Raw genomic sequence first — 14,415 nt, 5'->3', positions numbered from 1 at the left:
TGTTGCGCGTGTACTGCTCGTGACCCGGGCAGTCGGCGATGATGAACTTGCGCTTCTCGGTCGAGAAGTAGCGGTAGGCGACGTCGATCGTGATGCCCTGCTCGCGCTCGGCCTTGAGCCCGTCGAGCAGGAGCGCCAGGTCGATCTCGCCCCCGGTCGTGCCCTCCTTGCGCGAGTCACGCGCCACCGCCGCGAGCTGGTCCTCGTAGATCAGCTTCGAGTCGTGCAGGAGCCGGCCGATCAGCGTGCTCTTGCCGTCGTCGACCGAGCCGCAGGTCAGGAAGCGCAGCAGCTCCTTGCGTTCGTGGCGGTCGAGATACGCCTCGACGTCGCGCAGCTCGAGCTCTTCCAGCATGGCTAGAAGTACCCCTCGCGCTTCTTCTTCTCCATCGAGGCTTCTTCGTCGTAGTCGATCACCCGGCCCTGGCGCTCCGAGACCCGCGCCAGCAGCATCTCGCGGATCACCGACGGCAGGTCCGAGGCGTCGGACTCGATCGCGCCCGACAGCGGGTAGCAGCCCAGCGTGCGGAAGCGGACCTTGCGCATGCGCGGCTGCTCGCCGGGGCGCAGCCGGAAGCGCTCGTCGTCGACCATGATCAGGTTGCCGTCGCGCTCCACGATCGGCCGCTCTTCGGCGAAATACAGCGGCACCACGGGGATGCCCTCGCGGTGGATGTACAGCCAGGTGTCGAGCTCGGTCCAGTTCGAGAGCGGGAACACGCGGATCGACTCACCCTTGTGCACGCGCGCGTTGTACAGGTTCCACAGCTCGGGCCGCTGGTTCTTGGGGTCCCACTGGTGATTGCGGTCGCGAAACGAGTACACACGCTCCTTGGCGCGCGACTTCTCCTCGTCGCGCCGGGCGCCGCCGAAGGCCGCGTCGAAGCCGTACTTCTCGAGCGCCTGCAGCAGCGCCTGCGTCTTCATGATGTTGGTGTACACGCTCGACCCGTAGTCGAACGGGTTCACGTTCCTGGCCTTCCCGTCGGGGTTGGTCCAGGTCAGTAACTCGAAGCCGTTCTCGCGCGCGAAGCGCTCCCGGAACTCGTACATCGCCCGGAACTTCCAGGTCGTGTCCACGTGCAGGAGCGGGAACGGCGGCTTGCCCGGGTAGAAGGCCTTGCGCGCCAGGTGCGCGAGAACTCCGGAGTCCTTGCCGATCGAGTAGAGCATGACCGGATTGCGGAACTCCGCGACGACCTCGCGGATGATGAAGATCGCCTCGGCTTCCAGGGCCTCGAGATTGGTCAGGATCGTCACGGCGCGGGGATTCTATCGACACCGGGCCGCCTGTGCCGCGCTCGCTTTGGCCGCTGCCGCGTGTGTCGCATGTGGCTACTTCGGTCCGAGCGTGGCGCTGGTCTATGCCGACCCGACGCCCCTGCTCGACGCGCCGCTCGAGATCGCGAGCCCGATCGCGACGCGCCTTCCGGGCTATCGCCCGATCCAGCCGATGCCCAACTTCGTCTCCACGTTTCACCCGACGCGCTACGGGCTGGTCGATGGGGCTGCCGGCGGCCCCTTCCTGAACGCCACCACGCTGCGCGTGTTCGAGACCGAGGCCCAGGCGCGGGCCCAGCTGGAATCGGCCTGCCGCGAGTACACCAGACACTGCGGCGAGAACCTGGTGCGGCGCCCGGCCAATCCCGGGGGCGAGGCCTGCGTGGCGCCCTTCTGGCGCGAGCGCGGCAGCCTGCACGACGGCTACGGCTTCCAGGACTTCGAGACCGAGATGAGCGTGCGCCGCGGGCGGCTGGTGGTGGAGATCCACGGGATCGCGCTCGAACAGAGCCCCGAGCAGGCCGCCGCGCGCGTGACCGCGATCGCGGCCGAGATCGCCGACAAGCTGCGAGTCACTGACTCGCGCCGCTCCGCCTCCGACTCCCTCAGCCCCTGAAATGGGAAGGCCGGGAACGCCTCACGGCGGTCCCGGCCTTGGGGGGGATTGCGGTTTTGTTGTGCTTGCTAGCTGAGAATGAACCGGTGAGTGGCACCGCCTCTCATCGAGAGCTCACCGGTGGGGTCACCTTGAGCTCGTCGATCACGGAGCGCACGCCCGGCACGCCTCGCGCGGTGGCGAGTGCGAGCAGGCGGTCCGACTGGCTCGCGACCGAGCCGGTCAGGCGCGCGACGCCTTTCGATACCTCGACGTCGATGCTCGCGTCCTTGAGCTCGCTGCGGGACTCGAGCTGATCGTCGATCGATTTCTGCAGACTGTCGTCGGTCTCCTGGACGGCCTTGGCCATCGACTGCGGCACGACCTGGAGCTCGTTCTTCACGGCCTTCACGCCGTCGACCTTCTTGACCTCGTTCTCGGCGAGCTTCTTCGAAGTCTCGCTGGGCACCGAGCCGAACAACGTCACGACCTCGTGGTCGGTGTCGACGTTGATGTCGAGCGCCGGCACGTCGGAGGTGGCGAGCAGGCGCGTCTTGGCGGCCGCGGTGATCCACGCGTCGTAGGCGGCCGACTTCATCGAGCTGCCCTTATCCGCGCCGGAGGTCGAGAGCTCTTCGTCGCCGACCTTGTCGGGACTCTGGATCTCGCTCGAGACGTTCTTCACGCCTGGCACCGCGCGGGCATCGGCCAGCGCGCGGCGGTGGGCCGACAAGGTCTTGGCGTCGCCCGAGAGCAGCACCACGCCGTCGTGCACCGACGCGACCTTGATGCTCGAGTCGGAGAGCGCCGCGTCGCGGGAGAGCACCGTCTCTACGTGTTTCTGCAGATCGGCGTCTGCGACTTTCACGGCCTCTTTGCGGCTCGAAGGCACCACCTGCAGCAGATTGTTCACGGTGCGCACGCCTTCGATCTTGCGCGCGACCTCTTCGGCCTTCGCCTTCTCGGCGTCGGTCGACACGATCCCGTGCAAGGTGACTCGCCCGTCCACCGTGTCCACGTTGATCGCGTTCGAGGGCACGTTCTCGGTTGTGAGTAGAGAGATCTTCACTTTGGTCGTGATCCAAGCGTCGGGCCGCTCCATGGCCGCGCGGCTCGGGCCCGCCGCGAACAGCGCGAGCGCCAGAACGCCGAGGCCGATGCGGAACAGCGCCATCGTCTTCGAAGTCATCCGGGTTTCTCCTGTTGCGTCGTGACGACGCTGGGGAACAGTGGAGCAAGTGCCGTGCCAGTCGGCGGGGTGCCGCTGGCGGGAACGGGATCCGCAGGCCGGCGCGGCTCTCCCACGCGAGTGACTCCCCGCCCGGGCGGATCGCTCGCCGGGATGGACGCGGCCGAGGCTTCGTCCACCGCGTCGTAGGGAACGCTGTGCTCCATCTCCTCGGGCGCCGCGCTCACGAACGTTCGCTCGGCGAGCGCCCCTGCGCGGAGTGAGTCGCCGTGCGCGCTCCGTTCATGCGGAGTTCGTTTCGCACGTCCTGCACGCCTGGCAGGTCCTCGAGCGCCTCTTCCGCGAGGCGCTTGGCGTGCCGGTCGGAGACCGTGCCCTGCAGAGTGACCTCGCCGTTCTTCACCAGCACCTCGATGTCGGTCGCGTCGAGGTCGGGGTGATCGCAGAGCGCCTGGCAGGCGTCCTCGCGGATCCGCTCGTCGGAGCGGCGATAGCCCTTCGGGCCCACGCCGGTGAAGCGGCCGCGCCGATCGCGCTCGGGCCCGCCCCACTCGCGCTGACTCCCGCTCCAGTCACGCTGCCCCCAGGCGTGACCCTGGCCGTGACGTTCCTGGCGACCCCACTGCGGACCGCGCTCGTAGTCGAAGCGCTCGCGCGCCTGGATGTCCTGCGGCTCGCGCCAATCTTCGCGCTCCTGGCCGAAGTTCTCGTCGCCGAACGGCCGCTCGCGCGGCTCGCGCCGCTGCAGGAATCGATCGCTCCGACTGGGCTGATTGCGTTCCCAGCGCTCGAACCCGTGGCCGCGTCGTTCTTCGTAGCCCATCGCTCTGGCCCTCCTCGGGGTGGGTCCCTCTGAGTGGCTCCGAGTGGAGCAAGCCACGTGCCCCGCGGGGCGGCGTCGGGCGCGCGACGGGAGCGGCCCGCGCGCACTCCTTTGCAGAAAGGTCAGCCCGCCGCTTCCGCGCGGGCGATCGGCGCCGGTGTGAGCGCCGCTACCAGCCCGGTGCACGAGGGCACGATCGGCGTCCCGGCGGCGGTGGTGAGCGCGCGCACATCGAGCGCCGCGGCGAGCACCACGGCGTGGCGGCCGGACACACGCGCCTGCGCGTCGCTCTGTGCGTGTGCTCCCACGCTCGCCAGCACGAGCAGCGCGTCCGCGGCCGCGTCTCCGGCCTCGAGCATGCGGAACCCGCTGCGCTCGAGCACGGTCGCGATCCAGTCGCGCGCGAACCGGTCGAGGGCGCCCTTGCGCAGCTCCTCGACGCGCACGGGCCGCGCTCCGAGCTTGGGCGCAGTGACTGGCATGCCGGTCACGAGCTCCGCGAGCAGCTCGCGCAGGCGCCGCAGCGAGCGGATCACGTCGCCGCGCGTGGCCCGGCCGGCGTCGCGTTCGCGCGCGAGTTGCACGAGCATCGGCAGCACGAGCGAGTCGGAGAGCTGCACCAGGTCGCCCTCTTTCGCCGCGTGACGCAAGAGTGTGGCGGCCTCCTCGTCGTCGCGCGCCGCGAGGCGCTGGCGGAGCTGCGCGGAAGGCGGCGCGACCGGGTCGTGTGACAAGAGCGCCGGCATGAACGCGAGCTGCGGCACGTAGCGGCCCACCACGGTGAGACAGGCGGTGAGCGGAATCGCCAGGAACAGGCCCGGCGCACCCCACAGCCAGGCCCAGAACGTGGCCGAGAGCACGACCCCGAGCGGCGTGAGTCCCGCACCGCGCCCGAGCACCTGGGGGTCGAGCACGTTGTTCGTGAACAGCTCCCAGCACACGAAGAAGCCAGCGGTCCACAGCATCTTGTCGAAGCCGTGGAACGCCGCCGCGCAGAAGACGATCGGCAGCGCGGCCGCGGTCGCGGGCCCGAAGTACGGGATCGAGCGGAACAGCGCCGAGATGAAGCCGAACACGAACGCGCCCGGCACGCCGATGCAAGTGAGTCCCAGCCAGACCGCGACGCCCTGCAGGAGACACACGGCCGCCTGCCGGCCGAGGAAGCGACTCACCAGCGCTCCCGCCTCGTCGACCGCGCGCGGCGACAGCCGCGAGTCGCGCAAGGACAGCCAGGTCACGATGCGCCGGGGAAGATCGTCCTGGAGCAGGAGGAAGATCGCGAGCACCGCCACGATGCCCGCGGTGCCGAGCGGCCCCAGCAAGGTCGCGCCGTAGCGGCTCAAAAGCCCGATGCCGGTCGAGGGCTGGACGACCTCCACGCGCGGCGTTTGCGCGCGGCCGGCCGCGGGATCGATCTCCTTGCCCAGCTGGTCGATCCAGCCCAGCGCGTCGGCGAGCGAGCGCATCGGCCCGCGCAGCGTGCGCAGCTTCTCCGCGAGCGTGGCCCGGAAGTCGGGGAGACTCGCGGCGAGATCGCCGAGCTCGCGCGTGATGAACCAGGCGGCGAGCGCCGCGCCCGAGACGATCGCGAGCGTGAGCAGGAGCACGCCCGCCAAGCGCGGCAGGCCCGCGCGCTCGAGCCTGCGCACGGGCGGAGTCAGCAGAAAACCGAGCAGCGCAGCGAGCGCGAGCGGGATCAGGAACTCGCGCGCGAAATACAACACCACCGCCACGATTGCGAGGGTCGCAATCGTGGGGAGCTCGGGCCGCGCATCCACCCTCGTCATGGCCACGGGCGGTGCACGGCTCATGCCCGCGGAGGCTTGTAGAAATTTCGCAGACGAGTCGCGCATACGGAACGCGCCGGTCCGCCGCCGCTGGCACGCATCGTGCTCGAGCATGCGCGCCGGGGACATGGTGAAGGTCTGGCCGGGTCAACCGCTGCCGTTGGGCGCCACGTTCGACGGTCTGGGCACGTGCTTCTCGGCGGCGAGTGACGTCGCCGAGGCCGTCGAGCTGTGTCTGTTCGACAAGACGGGTCAGGAGACGCGCGTGTTCCTGCCCGAGCGCAGCGGCGCATGCTGGCATGGCTATCTGCCGGGAGTCGAGCCGGGTCAGCGCTACGGCTACCGCGTGCACGGTCCGTGGGATCCCGCGCGCGGCTTGCGCTGCAATCCGGCGAAGCTCTTGATCGATCCCTACGCGCGCGCGCTCGACGGCGAGCTGCGTTGGGGTCAGGCGCTGTTCCCGTATGACCTCGGCGGCGACCCGAACGGTCCACCCAACCTGGAAGACAGCGCGCAGTCACTCCCCAAGTCGGTGGTGGTGAGCACGCTGTTCGATTGGGGCGACGACCGGCCGCCGCGCACGCCCTGGCACGAGACCGTGCTGTACGAGCTGCACGTGCGCGGCTTCAGCATGCGCCATCCCGACGTGCCGCCCGAGCTGCGCGGCACCTACGCAGGACTTGCGCATCCGGCAGTCATTGCGCACCTGGTCGCGCTCGGAGTCACGGCCGTCGAGCTGATGCCGATCCACGCCTTCGCGCACGACGCGCACCTGCTCGAGCGCGGCCTGGTGAATTACTGGGGCTACAACACCGTCTGCTTTCATGCGCCCCACGCGGCGTACGCGGCTGCGGAGCGGCCGCACCAGGTCGTGCAGGAGTTCAAGCACCTGGTGAAGACGCTGCACGCGGCGGGCATCGAGGTGATCCTCGACGTCGTCTACAACCACACCGCGGAAGGCAACCACCGCGGCCCGATGCTCTCGCTCAAGGGCTTCGACAACGCGGGTTACTACCGGCTGGTCGACGGCGACCCGCGCCACTACATGGACTACACGGGCACCGGCAACAGCCTGAACATGCGCAACCCGCAGGTGCTGCAGCTCATCATGGACTCACTCCGCTACTGGGTCCTCGAGATGCACGTGGACGGCTTCCGCTTCGACCTCGCCGCGACGCTCGCCCGCGAGCTGCACGACGTGGACCGGCTGGCCGTGTTCTTCGACCTGATCCAGCAGGACCCGGCGGTGAATCGCGTGAAGCTGATCGCCGAGCCCTGGGACGTGGGCCACGGCGGCTACCAGATCGGGAACTTCCCGCCGCTCTGGTCGGAGTGGAACGGCAAGTACCGCGACTCGGTGCGCGACTACTGGCGCGGCGAGCGCGGCGCGCTGGGCGAGTTCGCCGGCCGGATCACGGGCAGCTCCGACCTGTACGGCACCAGCGGCCGCAGCCCGCACGCGAGCATCAACTTCGTCACCGCCCACGACGGCTTCACGCTCGAGGACCTGGTCTCGTACGACGCAAAGCACAACGAGGCCAACGGCGAGGAGAACCGCGACGGTGAGTCGCACAACCGCTCGTGGAACTGCGGCGTCGAGGGGCCGAGCGACGATCCCGAGCTGCGCGCGCTGCGCGCGCGCCAGAAGCGCAATCTGCTCGCGACGCTCCTGCTCTCGCAGGGCGTGCCGCTCCTGCTCGGGGGCGACGAGCTCGGCCGCACACAGGGCGGGAACAACAACGCCTACTGCATCGACGACGAGCGCACGTGGCTCGACTGGCAGGGCGCGGACGCCGAGCTCTTGGCGTTCGCGCGCCGTGTCATCGACCTGCGCCGCAGTCACCCGGTGTTCCGGCGGCGGGGCTGGTTCGGCGACCTGCCGAGCGCCGACCCCGCGCCCGAGATCGCGTGGCTTCGGCCGGACGGCGCGCCCATGCAGGAAGCCGACTGGACCTCGGGCACGAGCGCCGCGCTCGGAGTGTTCCTGAACGGCGATGCCCTGCCCCACCCGGACGCGCGCGGCGAGCGCGTGCGCGACGCCAGCTTCACCTGGCTGCTCAATCCCGGGCCGGAGCCGGTCGCGTTCACGCTGCCGCCCGAGTCCTTCGGCCGGGCCTGGACGGTCGAGCTCGACACCAGTGAGCTGCTGCTGCCCGAGTCACAAGCCTTCGGCCCGGGCGCCAAGCTCGAGGTCGCGCCGCACGCCTGCGTGCTGCTGCGGCGGGCGGAGCCGTGAGCAGCGAGCCGCGCGCGGCCTACCGCTTGCAGCTGGGCGGCGCGCTCGACTTCGAGGCCGCGGCGCAACTCGTGGAGTATCTCGCGGGCCTCGGCGTGAGTCACGTGTACTGCTCGCCCGTGCTGCAGGCCGCGCCCGGCAGCGCGCACGGCTACGACGTGGTCGACCCGAGCCGGGTCAGCGCGGAGCTCGGCGGCGAGGCCGGCTGGCGCTCGCTCGTGCAGGCGTGCGGCAAGCACGAGCTCGGGCTCCTGGTCGACGTCGTGCCGAACCACATGGCCACGCGCGCGCCCGAGAACCGCTGGTGGTGGGACGTGCTCGAGAACGGGCCGGCCAGTCGCATGGCCCGCTTCTTCGACGTGGACTGGCGCGGAGCCGAGCGCCGGCTCGCGCATCGCATCCTGCTGCCGATCCTGCCCAGTCATTACGGCGACGAGCTCGCGCTGGGCCGGCTGCGCCTGGCGCGCGCAGGCGGTGGATTCACCCTGCAGGCCGGCGACCAGGTGCTGCCGATCGCGCCGCGCTCGGTCGATGGGCTGCTGCGCGACGCCTCGGAGCGCGTGTCGTCGCCGTTGCTCGAGTTTCTCGCCCACGCGCACGGAGTCCTCCCGCTCTCCACCGACGCCGACCCCAAGCGGCTCGACCGCCGCCACCGGCACAAGGAAGTGCTGCGCGATCTGCTCGTGCGCCTGTGCGCCGACGAGCCCGACGCCGCGCGCGCGATCGACGCCAGCGTGGCGCGCTGGAACTCCGATCCGGAGCTGCTCCACTCGCTTCTCGAGCGCCAGAACTACCGGCTGGCCCACTGGCGCACCGCCGCGCGCGAGCTCTCCTACCGGCGCTTCTTCGACGTGGCCGACCTGGTGGCCGTGCGCGTCGAGGACCGGACGGTGTTCGCCGAGACGCACGCGGCGCTGCTCGAGCGCGTGGCCGCCGGCGAGATCGCAGGGCTGCGCGTCGACCACGTCGACGGACTGCGCGACCCGCGCGGCTATCTCGAGTGGCTGGCCGCGGCGGCGCCCGAGGCCTGGCGCGTGGTCGAGAAGATCCTCGCGCACGGCGAGACCCTGCCGGATTCGTGGCCGGTGGCGGGCACGACCGGCTACGATTTCCTGTGGCACGCGACGGGCGTGTTGGTCGATCCCGCCGGCGCCGCGCCGCTGCGCGCGCTGTACGCGGAGCTCACGGGCGATGGCCGCAGCTGGCCCGAGGCGGTGGCCGACGGCAAGCGCCGGGTGCTGCAGGACCTCCTGTCGGCCGACCTCACGCGCCTGGTCGACCTCGGCGCCGAGCTGTGCGAGAGCCAGCGCGCCCACCGGGACTTCACGCGCGGTGACCTGGAGCGCGCACTCACCGAGCTCGCGATCGCCTGGCCCGACTACCGCGGCTACGCGCGCGCCGGAGACGACGTCCTCGACCCCGCCAGCGCGCGCTCGCTCGCGACGGCGCTCGGCGCCGCGCGCGAGCGCGCCGGCACGACCGACCCGGGCGTCTTCGACCTCCTGGCAGCGGTGCTCGGCCGCCAGGCTCGCGGGCCGCTCGAGACCGAGCTCGCCCTGCGCTTCCAGCAGCTCTGCGCCGCAGTCACCGCCAAGGGCGTCGAAGACACCGCCGGCTACGCTCACTTTCCGCTCGCGGCGCTGTGCGAGGTCGGCTGCGACCCGGGCGCGTTCGCCGTGTCACCCGACGAGCTCCATGCCGCCTCGGCACGCATCCAGGCGCGCTGGCCGCACACCCTGCTCGCGAGCTCGACTCACGACACCAAGCGCAGCGAGGACGTGCGCGCGCGGCTCGTGCTGCTGTCCGAGATCCCGGAGCGCTGGGCCGCGGCGGTCCGCGGCTGGTTCGCGCGCGCAGAGCGCCACCGCAGCCCCGCGGGACCCGACCCGAAGCTCGAGTATCTCCTGTACCAGACCTGGATCGGGGCCTGGCCCATCAGCCCCGAACGACTCACCCGCTACCTCTTGAAGGCCGCCCGCGAGGCGAAGGAGCACACCACCTGGCAGGCGCCGTCGCGAGAGTACGAGGCCGCGCTCTCCCGGTTCGTCACACGCCTGTTCGGCGATGCCGAGCTCCTGGCCGAGATCGAGGGCTTCGCCGAGGCGCTGGTCGCGCCCGGACGCGTGAACTCACTCGCCCTCTTGCTGCTGAAGCTCGCCAGCCCCGGCGTACCCGACCTGTACCAGGGCTGCGAGCTGTGGGACGGGTCGCTGGTCGATCCCGACAACCGCCGGCCGATCGACTTCGAGCTGCGCCGGCGCCTGCTCGCGGTCGCCCGTCACGCCAGCCCCGAGCAGGCGCTGGCCGAGCCCGAGCACGGCCTGGCCAAGCTGTTCCTGGCCGAGCGCGTGCTGCGCGAGCGCGCGGCGCGGCCCGAGCGCTTCGGTCCGGGCAGCGCCTACCGGCCGCTCCGCGCGCAGGGCGCGCACGCGGCGAGCCTGCTCGCCTTCGCACGCGAGGGCCTGGTCTGCGCCGTGCCGCGCCTGCGCCTGCGGGCCGCCGGTGACTGGCAAGACACCGCGCTCGAGCTCCCGCCCGGGCGGCACCGCAACGTGCTCACCGGCGAGTGTCTCGCCGGCGGGCCGCAGCGGGTCGCGGAGCTGCTGCGCCGTTTCCCCGTCGGCCTGTGGAGCCGGGAGGTCTGCGGGACATGACACGCTTCGAGTTGTGGGCACCGCGCGCGCAGCGGGTCGAGCTCGTCGCAGGCGGACGGCGCGTGCGCCTGCGCCGCGCGAGCGGCGGCTGGTTCCGCAGCGAGCTCCCGCTCGAGGGCGAGCTGGACTACGCCTTCTCGGTCGACGGAGCCGAGCCCCTGCCCGACCCGCGTTCCCGCTGGCAGCCGCACGGCGTCTTCGCCGCCTCGCGCACGCTCCCGCTCGAGCCCTTTGCCTGGAGCGATGCCGGCTTCCGCGCCGAGGCCCTGCCGCGCGCGGTCTTCTACGAGCTGCACGTGGGCACCTTCACCCCCGAGGGCACGTTCGCCGCGGCCGAGACCCGCCTCGAGCACCTGGTCTCCCTGGGAGTCACACACCTCGAGCTCATGCCCGTGGCGGCGTTCTCGGGCGAGCGCGGCTGGGGCTACGACGGCGTGGCTCCGTTCGCGCCGCACCCCGCCTACGGCTCGCCGGACGACCTGCGGCGGCTCGTCCAGGCGTGTCACTCGCGCGGGCTCGCGGTGGTGTTCGACGTGGTCCACAACCACGTGGGCCCCGAGGGCTGCTTCTTCGCGCGGCTCGGGCCGTACTTCTCCGAGCGACACGCCACGCTCTGGGGGCCTGCCCTGAACTTCGACGGCCCCGAGTCCGACGAGGTCCGCCGCTTCTTCATCGACAGCGCGCTCGTCTGGCTGCGCGAGTACCACGGCGACGGCCTGCGCCTCGACGCGGTGCACGCGATCCACGACGAGTCACCGCTGCACTTCCTCGAGGAGCTGCGCATCGAGGTCGAGCGGCTCTCGCTCGCCGAAGGCCGGCCGCTGTTCCTGATCGCCGAGAGCGATGCGAACGATCCGCGGCTGGTGAGCGCGCGGCGCGACGGCGGCTACGGGCTGGACGCGATGTGGAACGACGACTTCCACCACGCCCTTCACGTGTTCCTCACGGGCGAGCACGAGGGCTACTACCGCGACTTCTGCGGCTGCACGGACCTGGTCGAGGCGCTCGCGCGCGGCTTCGTGTACGCGGGCAGATACTCGGGCTGGCGCAAGCGCCGGCACGGCCGCGCCGATCCGCGTCCGCGCGGCAGTCAGCTGGTCGGCTTCGCCCAGAATCACGACCAGATCGGAAACCGCCCGCGCGGCGACCGCCTGTCCGCGAGTCTCTCGCCCGCGCGAACGCTGGTGGCGGCCGGGATCGCGCTCACCGCCCCGTTCATCCCGCTCCTCTTCCAGGGCGAGGAGTGGGGCGCGCGCACGCCCTTCCCGTTCTTCTGTGACTACGCAGACGCCGCGCTGCGTGACGCCGTGCGCGCCGCGCGCGCCGACGCGCTCGACCCGTGCGCGCGCGAGACGTTTCTCGCCGCGAAGCTCGACTGGAGCGAGCTCGACGATCCGCAACACCAGCGCGTGTTGGCCTGGCACCGCGAGCTGATCGCCCTGCGCCGGCGCACGCGCGCGCTGTGCGCGGGTGCGCTGCTCGAATCCGACGTGTTCTGCAGCGAGAAGGAATCGTGGCTCGTGGCGCGCCGGGGCCCGTATCTGATCGCGGCGCACATCGGGGCAGCGCCCGCGACCCTGCCCGTGGGTTCAATCGCGCAAACGCGCATCCTGATCGCGTGCGGCGCCGGTCATCGGCTGACCGCCGCGGGCCTGGAGCTGGCGCCGGACAGCTTCGCGCTGATCGGGCCTTTGTAGAAAGCGACTCACTTCGCCGGGTCTGGATCTTGCTCCACCCTGGAGACACGAGGAGATGCCCCATGGCCAAAGCCCGAACCGCGAAGAAGCCCCGCGGGTCGGCGTCCACGATCCGCGAGCGGATCGACGTCGCCGTCCCGATCTCGACCGCCTACAACCAGTGGACCCAGTTCGAAGAATTTCCACGCTTCATGGAAGGCGTGGAGTCCATCCGGCAGCTCGATGACTGCCGCCTGTACTGGAAGGCCGACGTCGGCGGCAAGACCGTCGAGTGGCAGGCCAAGATCACCGAGCAGGTGCCCGACGTCCGCGTGGCCTGGCGCAGCACGTCCGGTGCGCGCAACGCGGGCACGGTCACGTTCGATCGCCTCGGCGACCGAGACACCCGGATCACGCTCGAGCTCGAGTACGAGCCCGAGGGTCTCGTCGAGAACATCGGCGATTTCCTCGGCCTGGTGTCCCGGCGCGCAAAGGGCGACCTGGAGCGCTTCAAGGAGTTCATCGAGAAGCGCGGACACGAGACCGGCGCGTGGCGCGGGAGGATCCCGTCGCCCGACCCGTCGACTCACTAGAGGAGGAGACACCGATGTACCGCACCACCGTGCTCGCGCTCGCGGTTTGTTCCGCGCTGGCGCTGGGCTGCAACCGACAGAGACCGGACTCGACCCTGAACGCCGCGGTGCTGGCGCAGCTGGACAAGGAGCCTTCGCTCTCGACCGCGATCGTCCACGCGCGCACCGAAGAAGGCCACGTGTATCTCACGGGCCGGGTCAACACGCCCGAGCAACGCCGCCGTGCCGAGGACGTCGCGGACGACGTGCGCGGCGTGAAGGCCGTGACCAACGACATTCAGGTCGACGTGAGCGCAGCGCCGGCGACGCAGAACCCGCCGACTCAGGCGCCGCCGCCCTCGGCCGTGACGCCGGAGGCCAACCCGCCGATGCCGGCGCCGGGCCCGCAGGGCAACGAGCCGCCGCCGGTCACCACGCCGACGCCCGATCCAAGGCCGGAGTCCACGCCATGAGCCTGGTCCTGTTGCTCGTGATCGTGGTCTTGTTGCTGGGCGTGCTCCCGGCGTGGCCCTACAGCCGTGAGTGGGGCTACTTCCCCAGCGGCACGCTGGGCCTGATCCTGTTGATCGTCCTGGTCGCGGCGCTGACCGGACGCCTGTGACGCCAGAGTCACTCGCGCCCTCAGGGCGCGAGTGACTCCAGGGCGTGGGCGAGGATCGGCACGCCTCTGCGCAGCGCCGGGGCCCGCAGGCCCCGGGCACCGCGCAGTCCCAGCACGCTGGCGACCCGGTCGGGCGTCCCGAGGTCGCTCCAGCCGCACGGGGGAACGCGCACGACGCCGAGCCGGTCGGCGACCCGCTCGAGCACCTCGCGGGAGAAGTCCACGCGCGGGATCTTCCGGTACACCGCCTCGAGCGGCCGTTCCGCGAAGGTGCGCACCAGCGCCGGCTGGGCGCGGCTGAAGGCCGCGAGCAGCGCGAGGCCCTGGCTCGCGAACAGGAAGCTCGACCAGAGCGCGCCGCGCGCGAGCAGCCGCCGTGCCGTCTCGCGGTCGGGCTTCTCGACGAACAGCTCGATCCCCGCCGCCTTGCCGTCGACCGTCTCGTGAGCAGGCACGATCCAGCCGTACTGCGTATCGGGCGCATCGGGAGTGATTCCCAGCAGCACGAGCTGGCGCGGGTCGGCGCGCACCGCGTCGAGCGCCGCGATGAAGGCGCGCCGCAGCACGAGCTCGTCGTCGACGTGGTGGTCGGAGGGCAGCACCAGCACCTCGGCTGCGGGATCGCGCTCCAGCACCGCGAGCAGCGGCAGCAGGATGCCCGCTCCCGTGCCGCGGCCCTGCGGCTGCACCAGCACGTTCTCGGCTGGCAGGCCCGCGAGCTCGTCGCGCCAGAAGCGTTCGTGCCGCGCAGATACCACGACCAGGATGCGATCACGCGCCGAAAGTCCTTCGGCGCGGCGCAGTGTCTCGGCCAGCAGGCTGGGCCCGCCGTTCAGCGAGCAGAACTGCTTGGGCACGGTGACTCCTGCGCGCGTCGTCGTCAGCTCTCGCAGCCGGCGGCCTTCGCCGCCCGCAAGCAGAATCGACCAGGAGCTGCTGGACATCGCGGGCCCTCCACCTGTGCCGCCGCAGGATTTGCA

General features: G+C 71.2%; 13 protein-coding genes. 7 read left to right on the top strand and 6 right to left on the bottom strand.

Annotation, left to right across the window (positions count from 1 at the left end):
• Both VMR86_21280 and cysD read right to left on the bottom strand, forming a co-directional pair.
• Positions 1-355 (bottom strand): GTP-binding protein (locus VMR86_21280; protein ID HTO09597.1); only part of this gene is annotated, 355 nt, incomplete at its 3' end.
• Positions 356-357: 2 nt separating this feature from the next.
• Positions 358-1,260 carry a sulfate adenylyltransferase subunit CysD gene (gene cysD, locus VMR86_21275; GenBank protein HTO09596.1) on the bottom strand — a complete coding sequence of 301 codons (903 nt, stop codon included), beginning with the start codon at positions 1,258-1,260 and terminating at the stop codon, positions 358-360.
• 91 nt (positions 1,261-1,351) lie between these two features.
• Here cysD and VMR86_21270 point away from each other — a divergent pair, with 91 nt between their 5' ends.
• Entirely contained in the window at positions 1,352-1,897 is a 546-nt protein-coding gene (locus VMR86_21270) for a hypothetical protein (GenBank protein HTO09595.1), read from the top strand.
• Positions 1,898-2,000: 103 nt separating this feature from the next.
• Here the strand turns inward: VMR86_21270 and VMR86_21265 are convergent, their stop codons facing one another.
• From VMR86_21265 to VMR86_21255, 3 genes are all read right to left on the bottom strand, one after another.
• Complete coding sequence (locus VMR86_21265; GenBank protein HTO09594.1) at positions 2,001-3,065, bottom strand: BON domain-containing protein; 1,065 nt, start codon at positions 3,063-3,065, stop codon at positions 2,001-2,003.
• Positions 3,066-3,288: 223 nt separating this feature from the next.
• Entirely contained in the window at positions 3,289-3,888 is a 600-nt protein-coding gene (locus tag VMR86_21260) for a BON domain-containing protein (GenBank protein HTO09593.1), read from the bottom strand.
• Between the two features lie 122 nt (positions 3,889-4,010).
• A complete protein-coding gene (locus tag VMR86_21255) occupies positions 4,011-5,699 on the bottom strand; it encodes an AI-2E family transporter (GenBank protein ID HTO09592.1) in 1,689 nt (562 codons plus the stop codon).
• An 88-nt stretch (positions 5,700-5,787) separates the two neighbouring features.
• Between VMR86_21255 and glgX the strand changes: the two genes are divergently transcribed.
• The 6 genes from glgX (at position 5,788) to VMR86_21225 (ending at position 13,435) form a co-directional block, all read left to right on the top strand.
• Complete coding sequence (glgX, locus tag VMR86_21250) at positions 5,788-7,911, top strand: glycogen debranching protein GlgX (protein HTO09591.1); 2,124 nt, start codon at positions 5,788-5,790, stop codon at positions 7,909-7,911.
• Positions 7,908-10,565 carry a malto-oligosyltrehalose synthase gene (treY, locus tag VMR86_21245; protein HTO09590.1) on the top strand — a complete coding sequence of 886 codons (2,658 nt, stop codon included), beginning with the start codon at positions 7,908-7,910 and terminating at the stop codon, positions 10,563-10,565. Before glgX ends, treY begins: the two co-directional genes overlap by 4 nt.
• Positions 10,562-12,262 (top strand): malto-oligosyltrehalose trehalohydrolase, encoded by a 1,701-nt coding sequence (gene treZ, locus VMR86_21240; GenBank protein HTO09589.1) that lies wholly within the window; start codon positions 10,562-10,564, stop codon positions 12,260-12,262. The genes treY and treZ overlap by 4 nt, the downstream gene beginning before the upstream one ends.
• 62 nt (positions 12,263-12,324) lie before the next feature.
• The gene (locus VMR86_21235) at positions 12,325-12,834 is read left to right on the top strand and encodes an SRPBCC family protein (protein HTO09588.1); all 510 of its coding nucleotides are present in this window, start codon (positions 12,325-12,327) and stop codon (positions 12,832-12,834) included.
• A 14-nt stretch (positions 12,835-12,848) separates the two neighbouring features.
• Positions 12,849-13,286 (top strand): BON domain-containing protein, encoded by a 438-nt coding sequence (locus tag VMR86_21230; GenBank protein ID HTO09587.1) that lies wholly within the window; start codon positions 12,849-12,851, stop codon positions 13,284-13,286.
• Complete coding sequence (locus tag VMR86_21225) at positions 13,283-13,435, top strand: DUF3309 family protein (protein HTO09586.1); 153 nt, start codon at positions 13,283-13,285, stop codon at positions 13,433-13,435. Before VMR86_21230 ends, VMR86_21225 begins: the two co-directional genes overlap by 4 nt.
• 20 nt (positions 13,436-13,455) lie before the next feature.
• On the opposite strand, the gene VMR86_21220 is transcribed toward VMR86_21225, so the two are convergent.
• Complete coding sequence (locus tag VMR86_21220) at positions 13,456-14,379, bottom strand: sugar phosphate nucleotidyltransferase (protein ID HTO09585.1); 924 nt, start codon at positions 14,377-14,379, stop codon at positions 13,456-13,458.
• Positions 14,380-14,415: the final 36 nt, after the last annotated feature.

Source organism: Myxococcota bacterium (assembly GCA_035498015.1).
Classification (GTDB): Bacteria; Myxococcota_A; UBA9160; order SZUA-336; family SZUA-336; genus VGRW01.
The sequence above is the reverse complement of the archived record's forward strand: the minus strand, read 5'-3'. Positions and strand labels throughout refer to the sequence as shown.

Bases quoted from the DNA above. Each gene is read 5' to 3' on its own strand.
- VMR86_21260 (HTO09593.1), bottom strand. From the start codon at position 3,888: ATGGGCTACGAAGAACGACGCGGCCACGGGTTCGAGCGCTGGGAACGC.
- VMR86_21235 (HTO09588.1), top strand. From the start codon at position 12,325: ATGGCCAAAGCCCGAACCGCGAAGAAGCCCCGCGGGTCGGCGTCCACG.
- VMR86_21265 (HTO09594.1), bottom strand. From the start codon at position 3,065: ATGACTTCGAAGACGATGGCGCTGTTCCGCATCGGCCTCGGCGTTCTG.
- glgX (HTO09591.1), top strand. From the start codon at position 5,788: ATGCGCGCCGGGGACATGGTGAAGGTCTGGCCGGGTCAACCGCTGCCG.
- treZ (HTO09589.1), top strand. From the start codon at position 10,562: ATGACACGCTTCGAGTTGTGGGCACCGCGCGCGCAGCGGGTCGAGCTC.
- VMR86_21225 (HTO09586.1), top strand. From the start codon at position 13,283: ATGAGCCTGGTCCTGTTGCTCGTGATCGTGGTCTTGTTGCTGGGCGTG.
- VMR86_21255 (HTO09592.1), bottom strand. From the start codon at position 5,699: ATGAGCCGTGCACCGCCCGTGGCCATGACGAGGGTGGATGCGCGGCCC.
- VMR86_21220 (HTO09585.1), bottom strand. From the start codon at position 14,379: ATGTCCAGCAGCTCCTGGTCGATTCTGCTTGCGGGCGGCGAAGGCCGC.
- VMR86_21230 (HTO09587.1), top strand. From the start codon at position 12,849: ATGTACCGCACCACCGTGCTCGCGCTCGCGGTTTGTTCCGCGCTGGCG.